Source organism: Pseudomonas quebecensis, assembly GCF_026410085.1.
Taxonomy (GTDB): domain Bacteria; phylum Pseudomonadota; class Gammaproteobacteria; order Pseudomonadales; family Pseudomonadaceae; genus Aquipseudomonas; species Aquipseudomonas quebecensis.
In genome coordinates this window covers 2026351-2051139 of sequence record NZ_CP112866.1, presented here as the reverse complement: position 1 = coordinate 2051139, position 24789 = coordinate 2026351, and the positions used below count along the sequence as shown (strand labels likewise).

At 62.8% G+C, this 24789-nt stretch carries 28 protein-coding genes; 16 read left to right on the top strand and 12 right to left on the bottom strand.

Features of this window, described 5'->3' with window-relative positions; genetic code table 11:
• Nucleotides 1-21: 21 nt before the first annotated feature.
• The 4 genes from lpxK to OSC50_RS09635 form a co-directional block, all read right to left on the bottom strand.
• Entirely contained in the window at nucleotides 22-1032 is a 1011-nt protein-coding gene (lpxK, locus tag OSC50_RS09650; protein ID WP_181076686.1) for a tetraacyldisaccharide 4'-kinase, read from the bottom strand.
• Nucleotides 1032-1460 (bottom strand): ExbD/TolR family protein, encoded by a 429-nt coding sequence (locus OSC50_RS09645; protein ID WP_181076685.1) that lies wholly within the window; start codon nucleotides 1458-1460, stop codon nucleotides 1032-1034. The genes lpxK and OSC50_RS09645 overlap by 1 nt, the downstream gene beginning before the upstream one ends.
• The gene (locus OSC50_RS09640; RefSeq protein ID WP_159936015.1) at nucleotides 1457-2092 is read right to left on the bottom strand and encodes a MotA/TolQ/ExbB proton channel family protein; all 636 of its coding nucleotides are present in this window, start codon (nucleotides 2090-2092) and stop codon (nucleotides 1457-1459) included. The genes OSC50_RS09645 and OSC50_RS09640 overlap by 4 nt, the downstream gene beginning before the upstream one ends.
• A 99-nt stretch (nucleotides 2093-2191) precedes the next feature.
• On the bottom strand, nucleotides 2192-4417 hold the full coding sequence (locus tag OSC50_RS09635) for a DNA internalization-related competence protein ComEC/Rec2 (protein WP_266247797.1): 2226 nt from the start codon (nucleotides 4415-4417) through the stop codon (nucleotides 2192-2194).
• Nucleotides 4418-4552: 135 nt separating this feature from the next.
• Here OSC50_RS09635 and OSC50_RS09630 point away from each other — a divergent pair, with 135 nt between their 5' ends.
• On the top strand, nucleotides 4553-5068 hold the full coding sequence (locus tag OSC50_RS09630; protein ID WP_181076681.1) for a DUF2062 domain-containing protein: 516 nt from the start codon (nucleotides 4553-4555) through the stop codon (nucleotides 5066-5068).
• 3 nt (nucleotides 5069-5071) lie between these two features.
• Here the strand turns inward: OSC50_RS09630 and OSC50_RS09625 are convergent, their stop codons facing one another.
• Both OSC50_RS09625 and OSC50_RS09620 read right to left on the bottom strand, forming a co-directional pair.
• The gene (locus tag OSC50_RS09625; RefSeq protein WP_266247796.1) at nucleotides 5072-6442 is read right to left on the bottom strand and encodes a sensor histidine kinase; all 1371 of its coding nucleotides are present in this window, start codon (nucleotides 6440-6442) and stop codon (nucleotides 5072-5074) included.
• On the bottom strand, nucleotides 6429-7145 hold the full coding sequence (locus OSC50_RS09620; protein ID WP_266247794.1) for a response regulator transcription factor: 717 nt from the start codon (nucleotides 7143-7145) through the stop codon (nucleotides 6429-6431). The genes OSC50_RS09625 and OSC50_RS09620 overlap by 14 nt, the downstream gene beginning before the upstream one ends.
• A gap of 205 nt (nucleotides 7146-7350) precedes the next feature.
• Here OSC50_RS09620 and OSC50_RS09615 point away from each other — a divergent pair, with 205 nt between their 5' ends.
• The 4 genes from OSC50_RS09615 (at nucleotide 7351) to OSC50_RS09600 (ending at nucleotide 12044) form a co-directional block, all read left to right on the top strand.
• Complete coding sequence (locus OSC50_RS09615; protein ID WP_181076676.1) at nucleotides 7351-10104, top strand: response regulator; 2754 nt, start codon at nucleotides 7351-7353, stop codon at nucleotides 10102-10104.
• A gap of 37 nt (nucleotides 10105-10141) precedes the next feature.
• Nucleotides 10142-11131 carry a 2-hydroxyacid dehydrogenase gene (locus OSC50_RS09610; RefSeq protein ID WP_181076674.1) on the top strand — a complete coding sequence of 330 codons (990 nt, stop codon included), beginning with the start codon at nucleotides 10142-10144 and terminating at the stop codon, nucleotides 11129-11131.
• A 71-nt stretch (nucleotides 11132-11202) separates the two neighbouring features.
• A complete protein-coding gene (locus OSC50_RS09605) occupies nucleotides 11203-11643 on the top strand; it encodes a hypothetical protein (protein ID WP_181076672.1) in 441 nt (146 codons plus the stop codon).
• Nucleotides 11640-12044: an META domain-containing protein gene (locus OSC50_RS09600; RefSeq protein ID WP_181076670.1), complete on the top strand. Its 405-nt coding sequence runs from the start codon at nucleotides 11640-11642 to the stop codon at nucleotides 12042-12044. The genes OSC50_RS09605 and OSC50_RS09600 overlap by 4 nt, the downstream gene beginning before the upstream one ends.
• Nucleotides 12045-12117: 73 nt before the next feature.
• Here the strand turns inward: OSC50_RS09600 and OSC50_RS09595 are convergent, their stop codons facing one another.
• Complete coding sequence (locus OSC50_RS09595; protein ID WP_181076669.1) at nucleotides 12118-12579, bottom strand: TlpA disulfide reductase family protein; 462 nt, start codon at nucleotides 12577-12579, stop codon at nucleotides 12118-12120.
• Between the two features lie 115 nt (nucleotides 12580-12694).
• Between OSC50_RS09595 and arsC the strand changes: the two genes are divergently transcribed.
• From arsC to OSC50_RS09580, 3 genes are read left to right on the top strand one after another with little or no spacing between them, the layout of a single operon-like run.
• Nucleotides 12695-13048 (top strand): arsenate reductase (glutaredoxin), encoded by a 354-nt coding sequence (gene arsC / locus OSC50_RS09590; protein WP_181076667.1) that lies wholly within the window; start codon nucleotides 12695-12697, stop codon nucleotides 13046-13048.
• Nucleotides 13045-13659 carry an NAD(P)H:quinone oxidoreductase gene (wrbA, locus tag OSC50_RS09585; protein ID WP_181076666.1) on the top strand — a complete coding sequence of 205 codons (615 nt, stop codon included), beginning with the start codon at nucleotides 13045-13047 and terminating at the stop codon, nucleotides 13657-13659. Before arsC ends, wrbA begins: the two co-directional genes overlap by 4 nt.
• Nucleotides 13643-14047, top strand: coding sequence for a DUF2069 domain-containing protein (locus OSC50_RS09580; protein WP_253508197.1), 405 nt, complete (start codon nucleotides 13643-13645; stop codon nucleotides 14045-14047). Before wrbA ends, OSC50_RS09580 begins: the two co-directional genes overlap by 17 nt.
• Nucleotides 14048-14097: 50 nt before the next feature.
• On the opposite strand, the gene OSC50_RS09575 is transcribed toward OSC50_RS09580, so the two are convergent.
• Nucleotides 14098-14769 carry a DNA-3-methyladenine glycosylase I gene (locus OSC50_RS09575; RefSeq protein ID WP_181076663.1) on the bottom strand — a complete coding sequence of 224 codons (672 nt, stop codon included), beginning with the start codon at nucleotides 14767-14769 and terminating at the stop codon, nucleotides 14098-14100.
• A 67-nt stretch (nucleotides 14770-14836) separates the two neighbouring features.
• Nucleotides 14837-15661, bottom strand: a complete 825-nt coding sequence (gene ttcA / locus OSC50_RS09570; RefSeq protein WP_181076661.1) for a tRNA 2-thiocytidine(32) synthetase TtcA — start codon at nucleotides 15659-15661, stop codon at nucleotides 14837-14839.
• 280 nt (nucleotides 15662-15941) lie between these two features.
• On the opposite strand from ttcA, the gene OSC50_RS09565 reads away from it, so the two are divergent.
• A complete protein-coding gene (locus OSC50_RS09565) occupies nucleotides 15942-16544 on the top strand; it encodes a Yip1 family protein (RefSeq protein ID WP_181076660.1) in 603 nt (200 codons plus the stop codon).
• A gap of 128 nt (nucleotides 16545-16672) precedes the next feature.
• Nucleotides 16673-17167, top strand: a complete 495-nt coding sequence (locus OSC50_RS09560) for a SprT family zinc-dependent metalloprotease (protein ID WP_253508199.1) — start codon at nucleotides 16673-16675, stop codon at nucleotides 17165-17167.
• Nucleotides 17168-17270: 103 nt separating this feature from the next.
• Here OSC50_RS09560 and OSC50_RS09555 read toward each other — a convergent pair whose 3' ends face one another.
• Complete coding sequence (locus tag OSC50_RS09555) at nucleotides 17271-18446, bottom strand: CaiB/BaiF CoA transferase family protein (protein WP_266247790.1); 1176 nt, start codon at nucleotides 18444-18446, stop codon at nucleotides 17271-17273.
• 157 nt (nucleotides 18447-18603) lie between these two features.
• Here OSC50_RS09555 and tusD point away from each other — a divergent pair, with 157 nt between their 5' ends.
• The 6 genes from tusD (at nucleotide 18604) to OSC50_RS09525 (ending at nucleotide 22040) form a co-directional block, all read left to right on the top strand.
• The gene (gene tusD, locus OSC50_RS09550) at nucleotides 18604-18996 is read left to right on the top strand and encodes a sulfurtransferase complex subunit TusD (protein WP_181076655.1); all 393 of its coding nucleotides are present in this window, start codon (nucleotides 18604-18606) and stop codon (nucleotides 18994-18996) included.
• 1 nt (nucleotide 18997) lies between these two features.
• On the top strand, nucleotides 18998-19348 hold the full coding sequence (gene tusC, locus OSC50_RS09545; RefSeq protein ID WP_181076653.1) for a sulfurtransferase complex subunit TusC: 351 nt from the start codon (nucleotides 18998-19000) through the stop codon (nucleotides 19346-19348).
• Nucleotides 19348-19626: a sulfurtransferase complex subunit TusB gene (gene tusB, locus OSC50_RS09540; protein ID WP_181076652.1), complete on the top strand. Its 279-nt coding sequence runs from the start codon at nucleotides 19348-19350 to the stop codon at nucleotides 19624-19626. Before tusC ends, tusB begins: the two co-directional genes overlap by 1 nt.
• Complete coding sequence (locus tag OSC50_RS09535; protein ID WP_181076650.1) at nucleotides 19623-19958, top strand: TusE/DsrC/DsvC family sulfur relay protein; 336 nt, start codon at nucleotides 19623-19625, stop codon at nucleotides 19956-19958. Before tusB ends, OSC50_RS09535 begins: the two co-directional genes overlap by 4 nt.
• On the top strand, nucleotides 19955-20956 hold the full coding sequence (locus OSC50_RS09530) for a glycosyl transferase family protein (protein WP_266247788.1): 1002 nt from the start codon (nucleotides 19955-19957) through the stop codon (nucleotides 20954-20956). Before OSC50_RS09535 ends, OSC50_RS09530 begins: the two co-directional genes overlap by 4 nt.
• Nucleotides 20957-21044: 88 nt before the next feature.
• Nucleotides 21045-22040: a glutathione S-transferase family protein gene (locus OSC50_RS09525; protein WP_266247786.1), complete on the top strand. Its 996-nt coding sequence runs from the start codon at nucleotides 21045-21047 to the stop codon at nucleotides 22038-22040.
• A gap of 72 nt (nucleotides 22041-22112) precedes the next feature.
• Here the strand turns inward: OSC50_RS09525 and cysG are convergent, their stop codons facing one another.
• Together cysG and serS are read right to left on the bottom strand one after the other, a co-directional pair.
• Nucleotides 22113-23507, bottom strand: coding sequence for a siroheme synthase CysG (gene cysG, locus OSC50_RS09520; protein ID WP_266247785.1), 1395 nt, complete (start codon nucleotides 23505-23507; stop codon nucleotides 22113-22115).
• Nucleotides 23508-24788 (bottom strand): serine--tRNA ligase, encoded by a 1281-nt coding sequence (serS, locus tag OSC50_RS09515; protein ID WP_181076644.1) that lies wholly within the window; start codon nucleotides 24786-24788, stop codon nucleotides 23508-23510. It lies immediately after the preceding gene.
• Nucleotide 24789 lies beyond the last annotated feature (1 nt).

Below are 24789 nucleotides of genomic sequence, written 5' to 3'. Positions count from 1 at the left end.
TATGTCCTGGAAAGAAGCGTTTTAAGGCAAAAAACGGGCGGGCAGCAGGCGCATCAACTGGTTGTCGAACCAGGCGACAAATGCCGGCGATGGCCGCGCATCCACCGCAAGGTACCACCAGTCGGGCTGGGCGAAGGCGCGGCACTTCACCGCGTCTTTCTCAGTCATGACCAGCGGCAACGACGGTGTAAAACTCAAGACTTCAGCGCTGTACGACGCATGGTCGGCAAACGCATGGGGTATCGGCCGCCAGTGTAGCGTTTCAAGGGTGTTGAAGAAACGTTGCGGGTTGCCGATGCCCGCGACCGCATGCACGGCCTGGCCCTTGGCAAAGTGATCCACCGGCAGGCGCTCACCGGTCTGCAGGTTGACCAGCGTGGTGGGTTGCAGGCTGAAGGCAAAGCCACCGTCCCGATCATCGGGGGCACCGTTGTAGAGCAGCGCGTCGACGCTCAGCAGTCGCTCCGCCGGCTCGCGCAGAGGCCCGGCAGGCAGGCAGCGGCGATTGCCCAGGCCACGCGCGGCATCGATCAGTACCAACTCCAGGTCACGGGCCAGGCGGTAGTGTTGCAAACCGTCGTCGGAAAGGATCAGGTCCAGGGGTTCGCTGTCCAGCAGCGCCTTGACCGCACGGCCGCGGTCCGGATCGATCATCAGGGGTACGCCGCAGCGCTGCACGATCAGCAGGGGTTCGTCACCCGCCGTCTCGGCGCTGTGGCTGGCCTCGACCCGCCACGGCAATTGCGGCGGCCTGGCGCCATAGCCTCGGCTGACCACGCCTACACGCAGGCCGCTGCGACGGCAGTGCTCAATCAGCCATAGGATCAACGGCGTCTTGCCGGTGCCGCCGACGGTGATATTACCGACCACCACCACTGGCACGGGCGCCCGATAAATTTCGCCCTCGCCCGCCAGGAAGCGCGCACGCTTGCGCTGCACCACCCGGCGATACAGGGCTTCCAGCGGCCGCAGCAACAGCAGAGCCGGATGACCTTCATACCAGCCTTTGAGCAATCGATCGGACATGGCCATCAGGGTTGGCTCGCCGCCTCGACGGTGCTCATGCGCAAATGACTGAAGCCCAGCTTGCCGGCGGCATCCATCGCGGTGACCACGGCCTGGTGCTGGGTCTTGCCATCGGCGCTGATGGACAACGGCATTTTCGTATCGCCGCCGGATTCTTTCTGCAACGCGTCCATAAGACTGTTGAGGTCGTTTTTCTCCAGCACCTGGTTATTCACCGAAAACACGCCCTCGGCGCTGATGGCGATCTCCAACTGCTTGACCTGCTGGTCTTCGGCCGGCGAACCGCTGACCGCTTCGGGCAAGTCGACCCGCAACTCGGTCTGCCGGGTAAACGTGGTGGTGACGACAAAAAACAGCAGCAGGATGAACACTACGTCGATCAAAGACGCCAGGTTGATATCGACATTTTCCCGTTGCTTGCGGCGAAATTTCACGCTTTGCCTCCAACCAGATCCACGTCGCGATCGCCCTGCACCACTTCCACCAATTTGATGGCTTCCTGTTCCATGCCCACGACCAGTTCATCGATGCGGCGCTGCAGGAAACGATGGAAGAACACCGAGGGAATCCCCACCATCAAGCCTGCCGCGGTGGTAATCAGTGCCTTGGAAATGCCGCCGGCCAGCACCGCCGCGTTGGTGGTCATACCCGCGCCCATGAACGAGCTGAAAATATCGATCATGCCCAGCACCGTACCCAGCAAACCGAGCAGCGGCGCCATGGCGGCGATGGTGCCGAGAGCGTTGATATAACGCTCCAGTTCGTGGATCACCCGCGCGGCGGCCTCTTCGATGCACTCTTTCATGATCTCGCGGCCGTGCTTGGAGTTGGCCAGGCCGGCGGCGAGGATTTCACCCAGCGGTGAATCGGCGCGCAGTGCCTTGAGCTTTTCCTTGTCCAGCTGTTTGTTCTTGATCCAGCCCCACACCTGCCCCAGCAGATGCTCGGGGGTGACACGGCTCGCGCGCAGGGTCCACAGGCGTTCGGCGACGATGCCGAGTGCGGCGATGGAGCTCAAGATGATCGGCAACATCATCCAGCCGCCGGATTTGACCAATTCCCACACAGTGAATGTCCCCTCGAAAAAGTGCGCCACTTTACCATATAGGTTCGACAGCGGGGCTCGTCGACCCTGGCATTGCCCAGGCTCGTCGCGCATACCGGGTCAGGGTAACCGTTCGCGCCAGAAACGCCGTTGACCGCGCGCAACCTCCGGGGTCGCAAAAGCGCCCAATTGCAGACGCACGGCGCCTTGCTCGGCGCTGTCGTAGACCCGGCTGCCCAGGGCCCGATAGCGCTCCATGACCTGCGGATGGGGATGTCCGAACGCGTTGCCGCGCCCGCGCGAGATCAGCACCGAACGGGGCGCAAGGCGCTCCAGAAAGGCCCAGGAGGACGAGCTGTGGCTGCCATGATGCGGCGCTTGCAGCCAGTCGGTCGGCACCGCCAGCGGCGAGTCGAGCAGCGCCCGCTCGGCGGCGTGATCGATATCGCCGGTCAGCAATAGGCGCTCCCCGTTGGCCTGCACTTGCAGGACACAGGATTTCGCGTTGCCGCTGATAGCCTCAGGCCATTGCCATAATTCAAAAGCCACCCCGTCCCATACCCACTGCCGGCCACTGACACACGCCTGCGCGCCGAGCAGGGCCGGCAGCCTTTGCGTTTCTCCGCTGATCACGCGGTCAACCGGCATGCCTCGCGCGATCGCCACCGCGCCGCCCGCATGGTCGGCATCGGCATGGCTGAGCAGCAGCAGGTCCAGTTTGGCGACGCCAAGTTTCTTCAACGACGGCAGCACCACGCGCGCGCCCAGGTCGAACGCTCCCGCACGCGGCCCGGCGTCGTAGAGCAACGTGTGATTGCGGGTACGCAGAATCAGCGCTTGCCCTTGCCCTACATCCAGTTGCAACACATCGACCTGACCGTGGGGCACCGGCGCGCGCGGAGGGAATACCGCCAGCAGCAGCATCGGCCAACCCAGCCCCCGCAGCGGCACGCCGCGGGGCAATAACAGCACCACCGCGCCGAGCAGGCTGACCAGCCAGGCAGCCCACGGCACTTGGGCCGGCAGCCAGGCGGGCATGTGCCCTGCGAGCCAGGCCAGGCCGACGAACAACCCATCCAATGCGCCGCCCGCGAGCCACAACAGCCCTTCCCCTACAACTGGCACGCTCAACAGGGCGGTGCCCAACAGCGCCAATGGCAGTACGACCAGGCTGATCCACGGCACGGCCACCAGATTGGCGAGCGGCGCACTCAGGCTGATGGGCAACCCCAGCACCAGCAGTACCGGAAACAGCCCAACGGCGATCGCGCATTGCGGCCGCGTCCATACCTGCCAGAGGCTCCACGGCCCCAGACGCCCGCTGAACGCCAGGATCAGCACCGCCACCGCCGCAAACGACAGCCAGAAACCTGCCTGCAGGCTGGCCAACGGCTCCAGGATCAACACCCCATTGAATGCCAGCAACAATGGCCACCACACGCCCAGGTGACGAAAACGCAAACGCCACAACAGCACCAGCCCTACCATCACACACGCACGCTGCACCGGCACGCCGAAGCCGGCCAGCAATCCGTAACCCAGGGCGGCGGCAAACGCCAGGCCACAGGCCCATGGCAGCCACGGCCAGCCTCGCGGCCAGGCGCCCCGACGCGCCAGCCCGGCGATCAGCCCGTAGATCAGGCCTGCCAGCAGGCCGATGTGTTGCCCGGAAATCACCAACAGATGCACCGTGCCGGTGTCCTGCAAGACCTGCCAGTCCTCAGTGGTGAGGCCGGAGCCATCGCCCAGCACCAGAGCGGCCAGGCCCGCCTCGCGACCATGGGCATCCACCGCCAGCAGCCGCTGGCGCACGCCGTCGCGCCAGGCATTGTGCGCTGGCGCCAGGCGTTGGCCGTCTTTCACCGAACCGGTCGCACCGACACGCTGGGCCAGCAGCCAGGCTTCGCGGTCAAAGCCATGGAAATTCAGCAGACCGGCAGGCCGTTTCAAGGTAATTGCCAAACGCCATCGTTCGCCGCTGCGTACCGGCGGGCCGTCACGCCAGGACACGCGAATACGCTTGGGTAATCGACCCGCCCGCGACCGTCCGTCGGTCAGTTCGAAACGCACCGCCTCTTCGGTTTGTTGCGGCAACCCCGTCACCCGGCCTTCTACCCAACGGGTCTGCCCATCCAGCGCCGGCGACAGCCGGTCATTCAGGGCCCACTGCGCGCCGATACACGCCCAACTCAGTCCCAGCAGGAAAAACGCCAGTGGGTAGGTTCGAAATGGCAACAGCATCAACGCCAGCGCCAGCATGCCTATCAGCCATCCCGTGGCAGGCAGCGTGGGTAGGAACACCACCGCCAGCAGCCCCAACGCAAGCGCACACATCCCTGTCCTCATGAATCATCCTTTTCAAGTGATCCACTCAGTCTTAGACGGGCCTGCGACAAGGCCTATGATGTTTTGTCACAAAGTCTGAATTTCCTGTTTATAGAATGCGGGCATACTTGCCCCTCGAACCGACCTGGACCCCTTATGCCTCGGCGCTTATTCAAACGGTACATGCCCGACCCCACCAGTATCAGGGAACACAAGTCATTACAGTTTCTCGGTACGTTGCTGCATGATCCGAACCTCTGGCACCTCAACCGACACTCGGTGGCGCGGGCCATGGCCGTGGGCCTGTTCGCGGCGTTCATTCCGATTCCCTTGCAGATGCTGCTCGCAGCGATCCTCGCCATCACGGTGCGCGGCAACATGCCTATCGCCGTGAGCCTGGTGTGGCTGACCAACCCGATCACCATGCCGGTGGTGTTCATTTGCACCTATCTGACCGGCGCCTGGCTGATGAACGTCCCCGCGCGCAGCCTTCCCGACGACTTGACCTGGGAATGGATCAGCGGCCAGTTAAGCACCTTGTGGCAACCCTTTCTGCTCGGTTCGGTGGTACTGGGGCTGGTGCTGGGCGCACTGGCCTATTGCCTGACCATGGGCTACTGGCGTTGGTGGGTTGCCCATCAATGGAAGAAACGCAAACAGCGTCGCGGCTGAGATCTACAGCGCCGGCAGGCGTAAATGCATACGCAGGCCCGCGCCGGTATTTTCCGCCCACAGGCTGCCGTCCTGACGTTGCAGCGCATTGCGCGCGATACTCAACCCCAGGCCGAAGCCGCCATCGCCCGGGCGCGAGCCGTCCAGCCGAGTAAACGGCGCAAAAATGCGCTCCAGGTCCCGCTCATCGATTCCACCGCCCTGGTCTTCCAGCCATAAGTGCCAGTACTTCCCTTCGCGCCGCCCGTCCAGGCACACCACTCCGCCCGTCGGAGAATGCCGTATGGCATTGCGCAGGATATTTTCCAGGGCCTGGGCCAGTCCATTGAGGTTGCCCCGCAACCAGCATTCAGGCCCCAGCAGGCACGGCAGGCGCGACGTCGGCCAATCGCTCTCAAAGCAAACGTTTTCACGCAACATGTCCCACAGCGCCTGCAATTGGATCGCTTCCTTGACCAGCGGCGCCCGTTCGGCGTCGAGCCAGGCCAGTTGTAGACTGTCTTCCACCAGCCGCTGCATCGCGTCGATTTCCCGGCCCAGGCGCTCACGCAGCTGCGCCAGGTCCTGCTCACTGTCGCAGGCCACGCGCAGGCGGCTCAACGGCGTGCGCAGTTCGTGGGACATGTCTCGCAGCAACTGCTGCTGCAGCACCACGGTGCCCTGCAAGCGCTCGGACATATGGTCAAAGGCGCGGCCCAGTTCGCCCAACTCATCCTGGCGACTGGTCGCATCTTGCGACAAGCGTGTGTTCAATTGGTCGGCGCGCCAGGCGTTGGCCTGTTCGCGCAACTGATTGAGCGGCATGATCAGCAGGCGATAGAGGCCAATGCACAACAACAGCGTGAACAAACCAGGGATCACGCCGTTGGTGACCACACGCCAGAACACTTGATAGCGACCGGGCATAAAACGCTGCGGCAATTCGATCACCAACGAACCGGCCTCGGGGTCGGTGGGAAACGCAATCTTCAACCAGGGCAGCCCTTTCACATGCCGGCTCACCGGCCAGTCCAAGCCGCGCAGAAAGGTCAGGCGCTGGCTCTCCGAGCTGCTCAGGGGAGAACTGCTCAACGATTGCAGGTCGTTGCCGATCACGCCGACCCAGGTGGTTTCCCGCGCCCCCAGCATCTGCAGCCAGGCATCGACGCCTGCATGGCCACCTCGGTTCCAAGCCTGCTCCGCGCCCGCCGCATAACCGCCCAGGGTAAATTTCGCCTCTTCGGACAGATAAGCGTTCTGCTGCTCCATGTAGCGGCCCCAGGACCAACTGAGCCAGATCATCAGTAAGCAGAAAGCAATCAACAGGCAGGCCAGCTTCCAGAACAACGAGTGCTTGCCCGGCAGGCGCTTCAAAGGACGTTCAAAGGCTGTCATCGCGACCGCTCAGCGTATAACCCCTGCCCCACACAGTGCGCACTTCGCGCTCGGTGTAGCCGATGGCCTTGAGCTTGCGGCGGATCTGGCTGATATGCATGTCGAGGCTGCGGTCATGGGGGGCATAACCGCGTTGCAGCACATGCTGATAAAGAAAGGCTTTGCTCAAGACTTCCTCAGCGTTGCGGTGCAGGGTTTCCAGCAGGCGGAATTCACTGCGGGTCAGGCCGGCGGCGTGCTGCTGGTGGAAAACATCCTCCAGCTCATCGTCAAAGCGCAGGCCCGGCACGTCTTCGCATAGGGCTGGCCGGGCAGGCAACGGCCGTCGGTCAAGCGCCACGCGACGCAGAATAGCCTCAATGCGCACACGCAGCTCAAGCATGCTGAAAGGCTTGGGCAAGTAGTCGTCTGCGCCCAGGCGAAAACCGCTGACCCGGTCGGCCTCGGCGCCCAGGGCCGACATCAGGATCACCGGGGTCGAATGACTTTTGCGTAAATCGGTGAGGATCGACAAGCCATCCAGCCCCGGCAGCAGAATATCCATCAACACCACGTCGAATGCACGCGCGCGCGCCATGTCCAGGCCCTGTTGGCCGTTCTGGCACCAGGTGACCTGAAAGCCACTGCGCTCCAAGTGTTCATGAACGTAGGCACCGAGCACGGGATCGTCTTCGATGGTCAGGATACTGGCTGCGGGAGTCATTAGCGTCTGCAAGTCATTCTCAATCGCCAATTATTCAAGATTAGCCCGCCGCAGGCAATCGCCGCTCGCCTTCCAATGGCCTGAAGATTGTCGGCGGTGTCGAATTTGCAAGATTCCACCCCGCGCAAATGGCTACACTGCGCAGGTGGCGCGGGCGGGATGCCTGCGCGAACGATTGATTTCAATGTAGTAGCAGGAGAGTGGCGTGCTTAGAAGAATGGGGATAAAAGGCCGCGTACTGTTGCTGACCTTGTTGCCGACCAGCCTGATGGCCTTGTTGTTGGGTGGGTATTTCACCTGGATGCAGCTGTCGGAGCTGCAAACCCAGTTGCTGCAGCGCGGCGAGATGATCGCCGAGCAATTGGCGCCACTGGTGGCACCGGCCCTGAGCAGCAGGAACGTGGACTTGCTGGAGCGCATCGCCACCCAGTCCCTGGAGCAGCAGGATGTACGCACCGTGTCCTTCCTCGCGCCCGACCGCGGCACCCTCGCCCACGCCGGCCCGACCATGCTCAATCCGGCACCGATAGGCAACAGTTCTCACCTGTTGCAACGCACCGGCAACGACGCCACCCGTTACCTGTTGCCGGTGTTCGGCCGGCATCGCAACCTCGCCGGCGACCTGATTCCCGACGAAAGCGACCGCCTGCTGGGCTGGGTCGAAGTGGAACTGTCCCATAACGGCATGTTGCTGCGCGGCTACCGCAGCCTGTTCGCCAGCCTGCTGTTGATTGCCATCGGGCTGATCTTTACCGCCGCGCTGGCGCTGCGCATCAGCCGCACGATCACCTCGCCGATCGGCCTGATCAAGCAAGCCGTGGCCCAGCTCAAGGACGGTAATCTGCAAACGCGTCTGCCCGCGCTGGGCAGCCAGGAGCTGGATCAGCTCGCTTCGGGCATCAACCGCATGGCCGAGACCCTGCAGAACGCCCAGGAAGAACTGCAGCACAGCATCGACCAGGCCACCGAAGACGTACGCCAGAATCTGGAAACCATCGAAATCCAGAACATCGAGCTGGACCTGGCGCGCAAGGAAGCCCTGGAGGCGAGCCGCATCAAGTCGGAGTTTCTGGCCAATATGAGCCATGAAATCCGCACGCCGCTCAACGGCATCCTCGGTTTTACCCACCTGCTGCAGAAAAGCGAACTGACGCCGCGTCAGCTCGACTACCTGGGCACCATCGAAAAATCCGCCGACAACCTGCTGGGCATCATCAACGAGATTCTCGACTTCTCCAAAATCGAAGCCGGCAAGCTGGTGCTCGACAGCATTCCATTCAACCTGCGCGACCTGCTGCAGGACACCCTGACCATCCTCGCGCCCGCCGCCCATGCCAAGCAGCTGGAGCTTGTCAGCCTGGTCTACCGCGACACGCCGCTGGCGCTGGTGGGCGATCCGCTGCGGCTCAAGCAGATCCTCACCAACCTGATCAGCAATGCGATCAAGTTCACCCGCGAGGGCACCATCGTGGCCCGCGCGATGATCGAGGAGGAGCAGGAAGACACCGTGCAACTGCGCATCAGCGTGCAGGACACCGGCATCGGCCTGTCCAGCCAGGACGTACGCGCGCTGTTCCAGGCCTTCAGCCAGGCCGATAACTCATTATCGCGCCAGCCCGGCGGCACCGGCCTGGGGCTGGTGATTTCCAAGCGGTTGATCGAACAGATGGGCGGCGAAATCGGCGTCGACAGCACGCCTGGCGAAGGCTCGGAGTTCTGGATCAGCCTGAACCTGCCCAAAACCCGGGACGACGTCGAGGACCTGCCCTGCGCGCCGCTGCTGGGGCATCGCGTGGCCGTCCTCGAAAACCACGAGTTGGCGCGCCAGGCCCTGCAACACCAACTGGAGGATTGCGGCCTGGAAGTCACCCCGTTCAACACCCTCGAAAGCCTGACCAACGGGATCACCAGCGCCCATCAGACTGAGCAGGCCATCGACCTGGCCGTACTCGGCGTGACGGCCAACGACATTCCCCCGGAGCGCCTCAACCAGCATTTGTGGGACCTGGAGCACCTGGGCTGCAAGGTCTTGGTACTGTGCCCTACCACTGAGCAGATGCTGTTCAATCAGTCGGTGCCCAACCCCAACAGCCAGTTGCAGGCCAAGCCGGCGTGTACCCGCAAACTGCGTCGGGCGCTGTCGGACCTGATCAGCCCGCGCCCTTCGCGCAGCGAGCCGGGCGAACCGTTGTCCAGCCGCGCGCCGCGTGTGCTGTGCGTAGATGACAACCCGGCGAACCTGTTGCTGGTGCAAACGTTGCTGGAAGACATGGGTGCCAAAGTGCACGCGGTGGAAAGCGGTTACGCCGCCGTCGACGCGGTCAAGCAGGAGGCCTACGATCTGGTGCTGATGGACGTGCAGATGCCCGGCATGGACGGTCGCCAGAGCACCGAAGCGATACGCCAGTGGGAAAGCGAGCGTCATGGCACGCCGCTGCCGATCGTCGCCCTCACCGCTCACGCCATGGCCAACGAAAAACGCGCCTTGCTGCAAAGCGGCATGGACGATTACCTGACCAAACCCATCAGCGAACGGCAATTGGCCCAGGTGGTACTCAAATGGACCGGGCTGGCGCTGCGCAACCAGGCGCCGGAGCGCACCACCGACGGCCTGGCCCCTGGCGTGCAACTGCCGGTGCTGGACCATGAGGAAGGCCTGCGCCTGGCCGCCGGCAAAACCGACCTGGCCGCCGACATGCTCGCCATGTTGCTGGCTTCGCTGGAAGCGGACCGCACGGCCATCAGCGTCGCTCGCCAAGCCAATGACAACAACGCGCTCATCGAACGCGTGCATCGCCTGCACGGCGCCACACGTTACTGTGGCGTGCCGCAACTGCGCGCTGCCTGCCAGCGCGCTGAAACCCTGCTCAAGCAGGACGACGCCAAGGCCTTGCACGCACTGGACGAGCTCGACATGGCCATCGCCCGATTGGCCAGTGAAGCGCGGGTCAGCGCCTGACGCGGCCCATTGATTTGAATACGCAGGGAGCTTTGCAATGCGCGTAATTCTGTTCAGCAGCCAAACCTACGACCGCGACAGTTTTCTCGGCGCGCCGCTGCCGCCGGGTCTGGAGCTGCAGTTCCAGCCGGCGCGGCTGAACCTCGACACCGTGGCGCTGGCCGAGCACCACGAAGTGGTCTGTCCTTTTATCAATGACGACCTCAGCGCCCCAGTGCTGGAGCACCTGGCCAAGGGCGGCACGCGCCTGATCGCGCTGCGTTCGGCCGGTTACAACCATGTCGACCTGGCCACCGCCAAGCGCCTGGGCCTGACCATCGTGCGCGTGCCCGCCTACTCGCCCCACGCCGTGGCCGAGCACGCCGTAGCGCTGATCCTGGCGCTCAACCGCCGCTTGCACCGCGCCTACAACCGCACCCGCGACGGCGATTTCAGTCTGCACGGATTAACCGGCTTCGACCTGGCGGGCAAAACCGTCGGCGTGGTCGGCACCGGGCAGATCGGCGCAACCTTTGCCAGGATCATGGCCGGATTCGGCTGCGCGCTCCTGGCCTACGACCCCTTCCCCAATCCCGACGTGCAGGCGCTCGGCGCGCGCTACGTGAGCCTGCCGGAGCTGCTCGCCCAGGCCCAGGTGATCAGCCTGCACTGCCCGCTCACTACAGACACCCGGCACTTGATCAACGCCGTTTCACTGGCACAGATGCAGCCTGGGGCGATGCTGATCAACACCGGACGCGGCGCACTGGTGGACACGCCCGCCTTGATCGACGCCCTCAAGGACGGTCAGCTCGGCTACCTGGGGCTGGACGTGTACGAGGAAGAAGCCCAGTTGTTCTTCGAAGACCGCTCCGACCTGCCCTTACAGGATGACGTCCTCGCGCGCCTGCTGACCTTTCCCAACGTGATCATCACCGCGCACCAGGCGTTCCTGACCCGCGAGGCCCTGGCGGCCATCGCCACCACCACGCTGACCAACATCGCGGCATGGGCCGACGGCCAGGTGCGAAATCAGGTTGATGGTTGATCAGCGGTCACATAGCGCGCTGATGATAGGCCGGCACCCGTGATAGGATGCCGCGCCTATTTGGAGGATCCATGGCCGAACACGATTTCCGCTTCAGCTTGCTGAGCCCGCAACACACCCTGATCGAATGCCGCGCCCTGGTGCCGGGCCGTTACCAGGTCACCGGCAACGGTGGCTCGATCAAACATGGCGACGTTCTGATCGTCACCCTGCGCGGCAGTAAAACCCTGTCGATGCGTCTGACCGTCGAAGGCGATGCGCGCTACTCCATCCGCCCGGCCGGCCAATGGGTCGCCATGGCCCAGGGGCCGAAATTCGGCGAATTGGAGATCCACACCTGGAAGGTCAACTGCGACAGCTGCGACGCCGTGCTGGAATTTGAGTTCGCTGTGGAAACCAAGCTGACCAAGGAGCCGCTGCAACCGGCCGCCAACGCGCGTGTCGCGGAGTTGGGCTGGGCCAGCGACGGCGACAAGCACCGCTGCCCGAGCTGCCGGAAGGCCACGCAATGAAAGGCGTGCTGCTGATGGCAGCACTCGGCGCGGGCCTGGCCGGCTGTGCGGGCGATGAGGTCAAACTCAAGCAGGACCACAGCTACGTGGTGGAGTGGATCGGTGAGCGGCCGCTGATGGATTACGCGCACCTGACCGTCACCCTTGGCAATGACGGACGTGCCTACGGCAATGGAGGCTGCAACCACTGGTTTGCGCCCTACACTCTGGACGGCGACAAACTCAGCTTCGGCAAGATCGGCAGCACCCGCAAACTCTGCGCCGAGGCCCTGATGGAGCAGGAGCACCGCTTCTTTCAGGCCCTGCAAAACGTACAACGCTGGGACGTCTCGCCCATCGAGCAGACTCGCTTCTGGCCGGCCGAAGGCAAGCCGATCCGCCTGTGGCTCGAAGAAGGCTGATCCGAGTTCTGACCGGATGAACATCCAACGGTGGGACCAGAGCCCTCTCCCACCGTTGCGTTGAGAGCTCGCTTTACCCGCGCAACGCCTTGAGCTTGGCCAGCACCCCTGCGGCCGTCTGCTCGCCCATCAACTGCTCGCGCACCTTACCCTTGTCATCGATGATGTACGTCACCGGCAGCGCTTCGCTGCGCGGAATCTCGAAGATGCCATCCGGGTTCTGCGCCAGCACCGTGAACTTGATCCCCAGTTTCTCGCTGGCGGCCTTGAGTTCTTCGCCCTGCACATTGTCGAAATTGACCCCGAACACTCCGACATTCTGGCCTTTGAGCTGTTCGGCCAAGGCATTGAGCTCGGGGATTTCCGTACGGCAGGGGCCGCACCATTCGGCCCAGTAGTTGATCACCACCCACTGTTTGTCCAAACGTTCGGCCGCGACTTTCTGGCCGTATTGGTCAATGCCATAGTCATTCCCGCAGCCGCTGAGCAGCAGGGTTGTAATGATCGCCAATGCACCGATCAGTCGACGTGTCATGGGGTAATCCTTCGTAAAAATAGACATGGGCTGCGACCGGATGCCTCTTACGGTTTAAGGACCGGGCGCCGCGCAGGTAGAATACCCGCCACCTCCTGCAAGATGCGACCCGCATATGACCGATCTGACGCTTTATCACAACCCGCGCTGCTCGAAATCGCGCGGTGCCCTCGAACTGCTGGAAGCGCGCGGCCTTACCCCGACCGTGGTGCGTTATCTGGAAACCCCGCTCAACGCTGCGCAAATTCAGGCGCTGCTGGGCAAACTCGGCCTGAGTGCGCGCCAGCTGCTGCGCACCGGCGAAGACGAATACAAAAGCCTTAACCTTTCTGACGCCAGCCTCAGTGAAACCCAGTTGATCGACGCCATTGCCGCCCATCCCAAGCTGATGGAACGCCCGATCCTGGAAACCGCCGACAAGGCCGTCATCGGCCGTCCTCCGGAGAACGTATTGGAGATTCTGCCGTGACTGCGCCCTATGTGCTGGTGCTGTATTACAGCCGCAACGGCTCGGTCAGTGAAATGGCCCGGCACATTGCTCGGGGCATTGAGCTGGGCGGCATGGAAGCACGCCTGCGCACGGTGCCGGCGGTGTCCACCGAGTGCGAGGCGGTAGCGCCGAGCATCCCGGACGAGGGCGCGCTGTATGCCAGCCTCGATGATCTGAAACACTGCTCGGGCCTGGCGCTCGGTAGCCCGACGCGTTTCGGCAACATGGCCGCCCCCCTCAAGTATTTTCTCGACGGCACCAGCAACCTGTGGCTCACCGGCGCATTGGTGGGCAAACCGGCCGGGGTGTTCACCTCCACGGCCAGTCTGCACGGCGGCCAGGAAACCACGTTGATGTCGATGCTGTTACCGCTGCTGCACCACGGCATGCTGATCACCGGCCTGCCCTACAGCGAACAGGCCCTGCTCGACACCCAGGGCGGCGGCACGCCATACGGCGCCAGCCACCATGCCGGGCCGGACGGCAAGCGCCTGCTCGACCCCCATGAAATGGCGCTGTGCAAAGCCCTCGGCCTGCGCCTGGCCACTACCGCCACGTTGCTGGAGAACGGCCGTGGCCAGAAAGCCTAAGGTACTGCCACCGCAAGCGTGGCTGGAGCCACGGGTAAAAGTGGCGCGCGCATTAAGCCTGCTGGCGTTTTTGGCGCTGGTGGGTTTGTTGTGCGGGTATTATCTGTTTGTCGCCGATCTGCACGGCGCACGCCCCTGGGTGATCCTGCTGATCGAGTTGGTGCCATTGCTGGTACTGGCACCGGGCATGCTGCTCGGCAGCGCCCGGGGGCACTCGTGGATGTGCTTTGCGGTGAACCTGTATTTCATCAAGGGCGCGTTGGCGGCGTATGACCCGAACCGCCAGTGGTTCGGCGTGCTGGAAATGCTGGCGAGTCTGGCGGTGTTCTGTACCGCGCTGCTGTATGTGCGCTGGCGCCATCAGTTGAACCGACGCCTGGCCGCATAAATCCTCCGTGGCGAGGCGACTCGCCACGAACGCCGCGCTGACCGTGGGGGTCAGTGGTTGACGGTGTACGCCAGCATCATCGACAGCTGGCACATTGGCCGACCACTCTCGGCATGCCACTGGTTGAAGGCGCCCTGCACCGTCGCCAGGTCGCGCAGGCTGGTGGGGGCCTTGTCGACGATCTTCTGTGCATTCAACGCCGCGACCACGTCATCGCTGGGCACAAAGGTGTCCTTGCCGACCATGCGTAGAAAGCGTGGGGCCGACAGGCCGCCCAGCTGGTGGCCGTGCTTGCTCAGGTATTTCCACAGGCCAACGATGTCGGTCACCGGCCACTCGGCGATGAACGCGCCGAAGCTGCCTTTTTCCTGGGTGATATCCAGGATCATCTGCGCATTGCGCGGCACGCTCTTGAGCTTGCCCAGGTGACGAATGATGCGGGTGTCCTGCATCAGCCGCTCCAGATGCTCGGCGCCCATCAACACGACCTTTTCCGGATCGAAGCCAAAGAACACCTGTTCGAAGGCTGGCCATTTGGCGTCCACCACGCTGTGCTTGAGGCCGGCGCGAAATACCCGCAGTGCCAAGGTCGACAGGTAGCGATCATCGCTGATCCTGCGCAATTGCGCCGGGGTCTTGGGAGTCGGCAAATGAGCTTCCAGTTTGGCCGCCGAGCCAAAGCGATTCAGACAATATTCGTGCAGCCACTTGTAATCGCGCATGCCCTCTCCTGGCAGTGGAATTGAAAACGGCGCCCGCGAGCGCCGTGTGTCAGAGCCTTGAATCGACTCAGAGGTTCACCACATTAACGAAGCGCGACGCGGCGGTCTCATCGATCCTCAGGCTGGTGAAGTCGAACAGGTTGCGGTCGGCCAGCTGCGACGGGATCACGTTCTGCAGGCTGCGGAAGATGCTTTCGGTGCGTCCGGGCGTTTTGCGCTCCCAGTCCTGCAGCATCTCCTTGACCACCTGGCGCTGCAGGTTTTCCTGGGAGCCGCAGAGGTTGCACGGGATGATCGGGAATTGCTTGAAGTCGGAATAGGCCTGGATGTCTTTCTCATTGCAGTAGGCCAACGGACGAATCACCACGTTGCGCCCGTCATCGGCGCGCAGCTTGGGCGGCATGGCCTTGAGCGAGCCGTTGAAGAACATATTGAGGAAAAACGTCTCGACGATATCGTCGCGATGATGCCCCAGCGCCATCTTGGTCGCGCCGATCTCATCGGCAAAGGTGTAGAGCGTGCCACGGCGCAGGCGCGAGCACAGCGAGCAGGTGGTCTTGCCCTCCGGAATCAGCTCCTTGACCACCGAATAGGTGTCTTTTTCGACGATGTGATACTCGATGCCCAACTCTTTCAGGTAGGCCGGCAGCACATGCTCGGGAAAGCCCGGTTGTTTCTGGTCCATGTTGACGGCAACGATCTCGAACTTGATCGGCGCGACCTTTTGCAGGTGCAGCAGCACGTCAAGCAGGGTGTAGCTGTCTTTGCCGCCGGAGAGGCAGACCATCACCTTGTCGCCGTCCTCGATCATATTGAAATCGGCGACCGCTTCACCGGCCAGGCGACGCAGGCGTTTTTGCAGTTTGTTCTGGTTGACCGTAAGAGTGCCCATGGCGCTTGGATCCGCTTGAGGTGTGTGACGAAAAGCGCAGCATTTTACCGGTATGCGCCAACGAGTCCAATGCGCGGTTGCAGTGCTCCACCTACAGACCCTGGCGCGATTACGCCGCGTGTTTACAGTGCAATATGCTCTAACGGCCCTACGGCTTTTCCGTTCATCCGTTCCTATACTGCGACATAAGGTCGCAGACAGGCTATCCAGACCTTTCAGGCCAACTGGCCCGTGGGCGCTCCGATGGGGGGCGATGGTAATAACGACAGGAGTGACTGGCATGATCCATCACGTCGTGGGGCTGTTTACCCATCCTGACCAGGAATGGCGGGAGATCCGTGGCGATAAGGAAGAAAGCATCGGCCACATGTACCTCACTCATACGCTGATTCTTGCGGCGATTCCCGCCCTGTCAGCCTTCATCGGCACTACCCGGGTCGGCTGGGTTATCGGCAACCGCGCACCCGTGATGTTGACTCAGGAAAGCGCGTTGTGGATGACCATCATGTCCTACGCGGCCATGCTCGCCGGCGTGGCGGTGATGGGCGCCTTCATCCACTGGATGGCACGCACCTACGACGCCAATCCCAGCATGGCGCGCTGCGTGGCGTTCGCCACTTATACCGCGACCCCACTGTTTATCGGCGGGCTGGCGGCGCTTTACCCGCATATGTGGCTGGGCATGGTCGTGGGGACAGCGGCGATCTGCTATACGGTGTATCTGCTGTATGTGGGCGTGCCGACCTTTATGAGCATCGATCCGGATGAAGGCTTCCTGTTTTCCAGCTCCATACTGGCCGTAGGTTTGGTGGTGCTGGTGGCGATCATGGCGTTTACCGTGATTGTCTGGGGCCTGGGCGTCGGGCCGATCTACACCAACTGACGCACCCACCGCGCCGGCAGGGCCACCGCAAGGTGGCCTTGTGCGTCTGGCATGACCATTCGGCGCCTGACAGATTCGGAAACACCCGGTTTTACGGCATACTGGGCGTCTCTGGAGATAGATACAGCATGCCCGAGCAACTCAATACCCGCGTCGAAGAGTGTTTCCAGCTAGCCGAGTCCTTTTTCAAACGAAGCTTCAAACGCCCCCAGGTCAGCCTCAAGCTGCGGGGCCAGAAAGCCGGTGTCGCGCATTTGCACGAGAACCTGCTGCGCTTCAACCCCCAGCTTTACCAGGAAAACAGCCAACACTTCCTCAAGCAGACCGTGGCCCATGAAGTGGCGCATCTGATCGCCCACCAATTGTTCGGCGAACGCATCCAGCCCCACGGCGAAGAATGGCAATTGATCATGCGCGGGGTTTACGAACTGCCGCCGGACCGTTGTCACACCTATGCGGTGAAACGCCGCCAGATGACCCGCTACATCTACCGCTGCACGTGCGCCGATAGCGACTTTCCATTTTCGTCGCAGCGTCATGGAATGGTGGCTCAGGGGCGGCGGTATTTGTGTCGGCGGTGTCGGCAGACCCTGGTGTTCAGCGGGGAAACGCGGGTGGAATAAGGGCCTCTTCGCGAGCAAGCCCGACTCCCATATCTGACCGCACTGTCATGTCGATCAACTTTCAAATGTGGGAGGGGGCTTGCCCCCGATAGCGCCAGATCAGTCACCCTACCACCTTGCTCCGCCGCAAATCGGCTATCCGCTGAGCACTGAAACCCAGCTCCGCCAACACTTCATCACTGTGTGCCCCCACGGCGGCGCCAATGTGTCGGGGCGCCGGCAACCCTTCTGAAAATTTCAACGGGCAGGCAATCTGCGCCTGGCTCGAGCCATCGCTTCTGGGCACTTGGCTGACCAGTGCCCGCGCCATTATCTGCGGATGGGCCACGGCTTCGCTGAGCGTCAGCACAGGCTCCACGCAGGCATCCACACCGGCAAACAACTCACAGAGCTGATCAAAACTGCGTTTTTCGAATTCCACCTGCAACGCCTGCTTGAACGCCGGCTGCCGTTCGGGTGTGAGGCCGTGGGCGGTCAACTCCGGCCGGCCCAGCGCCGTGCACAAGGCCTGCATGAACGCCGGCTCCAGGCTGCCCACCGACATCCAGCGCCCGTCCCGCGTGCGGTAGTAATCGTAGAAACTGCCGCCATTGAGCACCTGGGTTTCCCATTGAGGCTCTACACCGCACGCCAGATAACCCGCGCCAGCCATGGCGTTTAGGCTGAACGAGCAGTCCGTCATGCTCACATCCAGGTATTGCCCCACCCCACTCTGCTGCCGCGCGATCACTGCCGCCAGCAAGCCGACGACCGCGTGCAGCGAGCCGCCGCCCACATCCGCCACTTGCACGCCCAGGGGCAACGGCCCGCTGTCCTGGCGCCCGGTATAACTGGCCATGCCGGCCAGTGCCAGGTAGTTGATGTCGTGGCCGGCACGGTCCTTGTAGGGCCCGGTCTGGCCATAGCCGGTGATCGACACGTAGATCAGTCGCGGGTTGATCGCCTTTAACGCCTCATACCCCAGACCCAGGCGCTGCATCACGCCAGGCCGGAACTGTTCGAGCACAATGTCGTAATCCGCGACCAGCGCATGCACGATCTGCAGCGCCTCGGCCTGCTTGAGGTCCAGCGCCAGGCTGCGTTTATTGCGATTGAGGTACGCGTGGCTCGCCGAGGTACCCTGGTCGTGGGGAGGCAACACACGCAGCAGGTCCGGGCGCGTGGGCGATTCGATACGTAGTACCTCGGCGCCCATGTCCGCCAGCATCAAACTCGCAAACGGGCCGGGCAGCAAGGTGGAAAAATCCAGCACTTTAAGGGACGCCAGTGGACCAGGCATGGAAACTCCTTTTGGGTGTCGAGTTCCCACAGACTAAGCAGCCCGTTGCCTACCGGCAATCGTCAGAACAGTCAGCGACAGTGACCGTTTTGATCACGGCGGGCTTTTTCGTGCACGCGGCTTTATCATTGGCCCACGTTTGCTTGCCGAGTGTTCCATGAAGTTTGCGATTGCTTTGTTTTCCGCCGCCCATGCGCCCTCCTCGCGCCGTGCCCTGCTGTTTGCCCAGGCCGCGCTCGCCGGCGGGCATGAGATTGTGCGGTTGTTCTTCTATCAGGACGGCGTGTACAGCGCGGCGAATACCGTCGTGGCGCCCCAGGATGAGCAGGACATCGCGCGCCAATGGCGCGAGTTCGTCAGCCAGCATCAACTCGATGGCGTGGTGTGCATCGCCGCCGCCCTGCGCCGTGGCGTGCTCAACGCCGAAGAAGCCACGCGCTATCAACGCAGCGCCGTGAACCTGGAGGCACCCTGGGCGCTGTCGGGCCTGGGGCAATTGCACGACGCCACCCAGGCCGCCGACCGCCTGATCTGTTTTGGAGGGCCATGACATGTCCAAATCCTTGTTGGTAATCAGCCGCCAGGCTCCTTGGTCCGGGCCCAGTGCGCGCGAAGCGCTGGACATCGTGCTGGCCGGCGGTGCCTTCGATCTGCCGATCGGCCTGCTGTTCATGGACGACGGCGTGTTTCAACTGGCCCCCGGCCAGGACGCCAAGGCCGTGCAGCAAAAAGACCTCAGCGCCAATCTGCAGGCCCTCGGGTTGTTCGGCATCGATGACGTGTTCGCCTGCAGCCACAGCCTGGCCGAACGCGGGCTTACGCCTCCCGCCAGTGCGCAGCCCTTGGACAGCGCCGCTGTTTCCCAGTTGATTGAACGTTACGACCAGGTGATGACCCTCTGATGTCGACTCTCCATGTGGTTTCCCACTCGCCCTTTACCGACAGCCGCCTCGCCAGTTGCCTGCGGGTCTGCGGCGCTCATGATGCAATCCTGCTGTGTGGTGACGGCACCTACGGCCTGCACAACGCGGCGCTGCAGGCCAAAGGCGTGAAGGTCTTCGTGCTGGCCGAAGACCGCCAGGCACGCAACCTGCCGCTGCCTGAATGGGCCGGCAGCGTGGATTATCCGGGATTCGTGCAATTGTCGATCGACTACGACAAGGTCAACACCTGGCTATGAATACGCTCATCGTCGGTACGCGCAGCCTGGAACTGGACAAGGACGGCTATCTGGTCGACCTGGATGACTGGTCCGTCGAAGTCGCCCACGCCCTGGCCGCCGCCGAAGCCTTGGAGCTGACCCCGGACCACTGGCAGATCCTCGATCTGCTGCGCCAGTTCTACGCCGAATTCCAACTGTCCCCGGCCACGCGCCCGCTGATCAAGTACACCGCCTTGAAGCTGGGCCCGGAAAAGGGCAACAGCCTGCACCTCAACAAACTGTTCAACGGCACTCCCGCCAAACTCGCCGCCAAACTGGCGGGCCTGCCCCGGCCGACGAATTGCTTATGACCGACTTTGCCCCACTGACCCTGCAAACCCCTGACGAGCATCCGTTTGCGCCGTTCGTGCGCATCCTGGGCAAAGGCAAGCGCGGTGCGCGCAACCTCACCCGTGAGGAAGCCCGCGAAGCCATGGGCATGCTGCTCGACGAAAAAGTCGAGGACACCCAGCTCGGCGCCTTCCTGATGCTGCTGCGGCACAAGGAAGAAAGCCCGGAAGAACTCGCCGGTTTTACCGAAGCGGTGCGCGAGCGCCTGAACGCTCCGGCGCTGAACGTGGACATCGACTGGCCCAGCTATGCCGGTAAAAAGCGCCATCTGCCGTGGTTTCTGCTGGCGGCCAAGTGCCTGGCGCAAAACGGCGTGCGTATCCTGATGCACGGTGGCGGCGCGCACACCGCCGGGCGGCTGTACACCGAGCAATTGCTGCAAGGTTTGCAGATTCCATTGTGCCGCGACTGGCAGCAGGTCGAGGCCGCGTTTGCCCAAGGCAACCTGGCGTTTATCCCGCTAGGGGATTGGGCGCCGCAGTTGCAGCGCATGATCGACCTGCGCAACACCCTGGGCCTGCGCTCGCCGATCCATTCCCTGGCGCGCCTGCTCAACCCGTTGAACGCACGATGCGGCCTGCAAAGTATTTTCCACCCCGGCTATCAGGGCGTGCATCGCGATGCCAGCGGCCTGCTCGGCGACACGGTGATCGTGGTCAAGGGGGATGGCGGCGAGATCGAGATCAACCCCGACACCCTCAGCCATCTCTACGGCACCACCGGCGGCCAGAGCTGGGACGAAGAGTGGCCGGCCCTTTCCACCCAGCGCCATGTCAAACCGGCGACCCTGGAGCCTGAACACCTCAAAGCGGTATGGCGTGGCGATGTCGAGGACAGCTACCCGCAACTGGCGCTGATCGCCACCATGGCCCTGGCGTTACGCGGCCTTGGGCAACCCCGTGAGCAGGCATTTGCGATGGCCGAGGAGTACTGGCAAGCGCGGGACAGATCGATTTAATCGATAATTGACCCGCAGTCTTTGCGCTTTTAAATCGAACCCTGAGCTTTAGACTGGCCTCCAACGCTTATTAGTCGAGGAGCCAGTCATGGGTTTGCTGATCGAAGGACACTGGAAAGACCAGTGGTACGAAAGTAGCGCGGATGGCGCTTTCCAGCGCGAGCAGGCGCAACGCCGCCACTGGGTCACCGCCGACGGCCAGCCCGGCCCGAGTGGCGAAGGCGGCTTCAAGGCCGAAGCCGGTCGCTATCACCTCTATGTCTCCCTCGCCTGCCCGTGGGCACATCGCACGTTGATCCTGCGCAAGCTCAAGGGCCTGGAAAACCTGATCGATGTGTCGGTGGTCAGCTGGCTGATGCTGGAAAACGGCTGGACCTTCGATAAGGCCAAAGGCTCCACCGGCGATCGACTCGACGACTTTGCCTACATGCACCAACGCTACACCGCCGACACGTCCGACTACACCGGGCGGGTCACCGTACCGGTGCTGTGGGACAACCAGCTCAAGCGCATTGTCAGCAACGAATCGGCGGAAATCATCCGCATGTTTAACAGCGCGTTCAATGGGCTGACCGGCAACACCCTGGACTTCTACCCCGAACCGTTGCGCGCCACCATCGACGCACTCAACGCGCGCATCTACCCGGCCGTCAACAACGGCGTGTACCGTGCCGGCTTTGCCACCTCCCAGCAGGCCTACGAAAGCGCGTTCAATGATGTATTCGCCGAGCTGGACCATCTGGAACAGCACCTGGGCGAGCATCGCTACCTGGCCGGGGAATACCTCACCGAAGCCGATGTGCGGCTGTTCACCACGCTGATTCGGTTTGATGCGGTGTATTACAGCCACTTCAAATGCAATCTGCGGCGAATTGCCGATTATGCGAACCTGTCGAATTGGCTGAGGGAAATGTATCAGTGGCCTGGCGTGGCCGAGACGGTGGACTTCGAACACATCAAAGGGCACTACTACGCCAGCCACCGCACCATCAACCCCACCGGGATTGTGCCGAAGGGGCCATTGCAGGCGTTCGATACCGTGCACCATCGGCAGCGGTTGAGCGGAAAAGGGGTGTGGAGCTGATCCAACATCCTGGCTGACTGCCAGGCCGCGTCGGGGGCAAGCCCCCTTCCACAGGGTGATGGCGCTTCAGGCTCAGACCTGAGACTGGGCGCCTTCAAACCACTTCAGTTTCTCACGCAGCAGCACCACCTCACCCACGATTACCAGTGTCGGCGCATGTACTTCATGCTCCGCCACCATGCGCGGCAAGTCCGCCAGGGTGCCGGTGAACACGCGCTGGTTGGACGTGGTGCCCTGCTGGATCAACGCCGCCGGCGTGTCCGGCGCACGACCATGCCGGATCAGCTGTTCGCAAATGATCGGCAAGCCAATTAAGCCCATATAGAACACCAGCGTTTGCGAAGGCCCTACCAGGTCCTGCCAGGGCAGGTCAGAGGTGCCGTTCTTCAAGTGTCCGGTGATAAAACGCACGGATTGCGCGTAGTCGCGGTGGGTCAACGGAATACCGGCATAGGCCGCGCAGCCGCTGGCCGCAGTGATGCCCGGCACTACTTGGAACGGGATGCCATGGGCGGCCAGTTCCTCGATTTCCTCGCCGCCACGGCCAAAGATGAACGGATCGCCCCCTTTAAGACGCAACACGCGCTTGCCTTGCCTGGCCAGGTCCACCAGTTGCTGGTTGATCTGGTCCTGCGGCACCGCATGCTCGGCGCGCCGCTTGCCGACATAAACGCGCTCGGCGTCACGACGGCACAACTCCAGGATCGCCGGGGCGACCAGGCGGTCGTAGAGCACCACGTCGGCCTGCTGCATCAGGCGCAAGGCGCGAAACGTCAGCAGGTCGGGATCACCCGGACCGGCACCCACCAGGTAGACCTCACCCGGCGCATGGGGCGGCGCACCGTTGACCTTCTCGACCAACAGGCGCTCTGCCTCGTCGCCCTGCCCGGCCAGTTGACGGTCGGCAATCGGGCCCTGGAAAACTTCTTCCCAGAACGCACGACGCTGCTGCACATCCGGGTACAGGCCTTTGACCTGGGCCCTGAAGCGCGCGGCCAACCCGGCCAACTGGCCATAGGTGGACGGAATCCAGGTTTCCAGTTTGGCCCGGATGAGTCGCGCCAACACCGGCGCGTCGCCGCCACTGGACACCGCGATCACCAGAGGCGAACGGTCGACAATTGCCGGGAAGATCACACTGCACAAGGCCGGTGCATCCACCACATTGACCGGCACGCACCGACGCTTGGCGTCGCTGGACACTTGCGCATTCAGCGGTTCATCGTCCGTCGCGGCGATAATCAGGGTGCAACCATCCAGGTCGGCCTCCTGATAACCGCGCAAAACCAGCTCCCCGCCACTGCCCTGCACCAGCACGCGCAACTGGTCTTCGATCTGGGGAGCAACCACCCGCAGCACGGCGCCGGCATCGGCCAGCAGCCGGGATTTGCGCAAGGCAATTTCCCCACCACCGACCACCAGCACCCGGCTACCGCGCAGGTTGTGAAACAGCGGCAGAAATTCCATTTAGCCGATAACCTCGACGCCCGCCATGTACGGCTTGAGCACCTCGGGCACGCGGATCGAACCGTCGGCCTGCTGGTAGTTTTCCAGCACGGCGACCAGGGTACGGCCGACGGCCAGGCCCGAACCGTTGAGGGTGTGCACCAGCTCCGGCTTGCCGGTCTCCGGGTTGCGGAAACGCGCCTGCATGCGACGCGCCTGGAAATCACCGCAGTTGGAGCACGAGGAAATCTCGCGGTACTTGTCCTGGCTTGGCACCCACACTTCGAGGTCGTAGGTCTTCACGGCGCTGAAACCCATGTCGCCAGTGCACAGCGCCAGTACGCGATACGGCAATTCAAGCAGTTGCAGAACGCGCTCGGCGTTGGCGGTCAGGCCTTCCAGGGCTTCCATGGACTTGGACGGCTCGACCACCTGCACCATCTCGACTTTGTCGAACTGGTGCTGGCGGATCATGCCGCGGGTGTCACGGCCCGAGGCGCCGGCTTCACTGCGAAAGCACGGGGTGTGGGCGACAAATTTGATCGGCAGTTGCTTGGCGTCGAGAATCTCGCCGGCGACGATATTGGTCAGCGACACTTCAGCGGTCGGAATCAGATAAAAGTCGGCTTCGCCGTCGCGACTGATCTTGAACAGCTCTTCCTCGAACTTCGGCAACTGGCCGGTGCCCTGCAGCGCCGGCGCCTGAACCAGGTAAGGCGTATAGGCTTCTTCGTAACCGTGCTCGCCGGTGTGCAGGTTGATCATGAACTGCGCCAGGGCACGATGCAGGCGCGCGATCGGTCCGCGCAGCAAGGCAAAGCGCGCGCCGGACAGCTTGGCGGCGGTCTCGAAATCCAGGCCACCGCTCAATTCGCCCAGAGCGACGTGGTCCTTGATCTCGAAATCAAAGGCTTTGGGCGTGCCCCAGCGGCGCACTTCGACGTTACCGTCTTCGTCTTCGCCGACCGGTACCGAGGCGTCCGGCAGGTTAGGGATACCCAACAGGATCTGATCCAGCTCGGACTGGATCTTGTCCAGTTCGGCCTTGCCGTCGGACAGCTCGGTGCCCATGCGCTCGACGTCTGCCATCAACGGCGCGATGTCTTCACCGCGCTGCTTGGCCTGACCGATGGATTTGGAACGCGCATTCCGCTCAGCCTGCAGTGCTTCGGTGCGGGTCTGGACGGTCTTGCGCTGTTCTTCCAGCGCTTCGATGCGCGCGACATCCAGGGCAAAGCCACGGGAAGCCAGGCGGTCCGCTACGTCCTGAAGGTTGCTACGTAACAGTTTGGAATCGAGCATG

Coding starts and splice junctions, on each gene's coding strand:
- OSC50_RS09525 (WP_266247786.1), top strand. CDS start 21,045: ATGGGTTTGCTGATCGAAGGACACTGGAAAGACCAGTGGTACGAAAGT.
- OSC50_RS09620 (WP_266247794.1), bottom strand. CDS start 7,145: ATGACTCCCGCAGCCAGTATCCTGACCATCGAAGACGATCCCGTGCTC.
- OSC50_RS09565 (WP_181076660.1), top strand. CDS start 15,942: ATGATCCATCACGTCGTGGGGCTGTTTACCCATCCTGACCAGGAATGG.
- OSC50_RS09560 (WP_253508199.1), top strand. CDS start 16,673: ATGCCCGAGCAACTCAATACCCGCGTCGAAGAGTGTTTCCAGCTAGCC.
- OSC50_RS09630 (WP_181076681.1), top strand. CDS start 4,553: ATGCCTCGGCGCTTATTCAAACGGTACATGCCCGACCCCACCAGTATC.
- lpxK (WP_181076686.1), bottom strand. CDS start 1,032: ATGGCCATGTCCGATCGATTGCTCAAAGGCTGGTATGAAGGTCATCCG.
- OSC50_RS09605 (WP_181076672.1), top strand. CDS start 11,203: ATGGCCGAACACGATTTCCGCTTCAGCTTGCTGAGCCCGCAACACACC.
- OSC50_RS09555 (WP_266247790.1), bottom strand. CDS start 18,446: ATGCCTGGTCCACTGGCGTCCCTTAAAGTGCTGGATTTTTCCACCTTG.
- OSC50_RS09575 (WP_181076663.1), bottom strand. CDS start 14,769: ATGCGCGATTACAAGTGGCTGCACGAATATTGTCTGAATCGCTTTGGC.
- cysG (WP_266247785.1), bottom strand. CDS start 23,507: ATGGAATTTCTGCCGCTGTTTCACAACCTGCGCGGTAGCCGGGTGCTG.
- OSC50_RS09595 (WP_181076669.1), bottom strand. CDS start 12,579: ATGACACGTCGACTGATCGGTGCATTGGCGATCATTACAACCCTGCTG.
- tusC (WP_181076653.1), top strand. CDS start 18,998: ATGTCCAAATCCTTGTTGGTAATCAGCCGCCAGGCTCCTTGGTCCGGG.
- OSC50_RS09530 (WP_266247788.1), top strand. CDS start 19,955: ATGACCGACTTTGCCCCACTGACCCTGCAAACCCCTGACGAGCATCCG.
- OSC50_RS09610 (WP_181076674.1), top strand. CDS start 10,142: ATGCGCGTAATTCTGTTCAGCAGCCAAACCTACGACCGCGACAGTTTT.
- arsC (WP_181076667.1), top strand. CDS start 12,695: ATGACCGATCTGACGCTTTATCACAACCCGCGCTGCTCGAAATCGCGC.
- OSC50_RS09635 (WP_266247797.1), bottom strand. CDS start 4,417: ATGAGGACAGGGATGTGTGCGCTTGCGTTGGGGCTGCTGGCGGTGGTG.
- OSC50_RS09600 (WP_181076670.1), top strand. CDS start 11,640: ATGAAAGGCGTGCTGCTGATGGCAGCACTCGGCGCGGGCCTGGCCGGC.
- ttcA (WP_181076661.1), bottom strand. CDS start 15,661: ATGGGCACTCTTACGGTCAACCAGAACAAACTGCAAAAACGCCTGCGT.
- tusD (WP_181076655.1), top strand. CDS start 18,604: ATGAAGTTTGCGATTGCTTTGTTTTCCGCCGCCCATGCGCCCTCCTCG.
- OSC50_RS09625 (WP_266247796.1), bottom strand. CDS start 6,442: ATGACAGCCTTTGAACGTCCTTTGAAGCGCCTGCCGGGCAAGCACTCG.
- serS (WP_181076644.1), bottom strand. CDS start 24,788: ATGCTCGATTCCAAACTGTTACGTAGCAACCTTCAGGACGTAGCGGAC.
- tusB (WP_181076652.1), top strand. CDS start 19,348: ATGTCGACTCTCCATGTGGTTTCCCACTCGCCCTTTACCGACAGCCGC.
- OSC50_RS09535 (WP_181076650.1), top strand. CDS start 19,623: ATGAATACGCTCATCGTCGGTACGCGCAGCCTGGAACTGGACAAGGAC.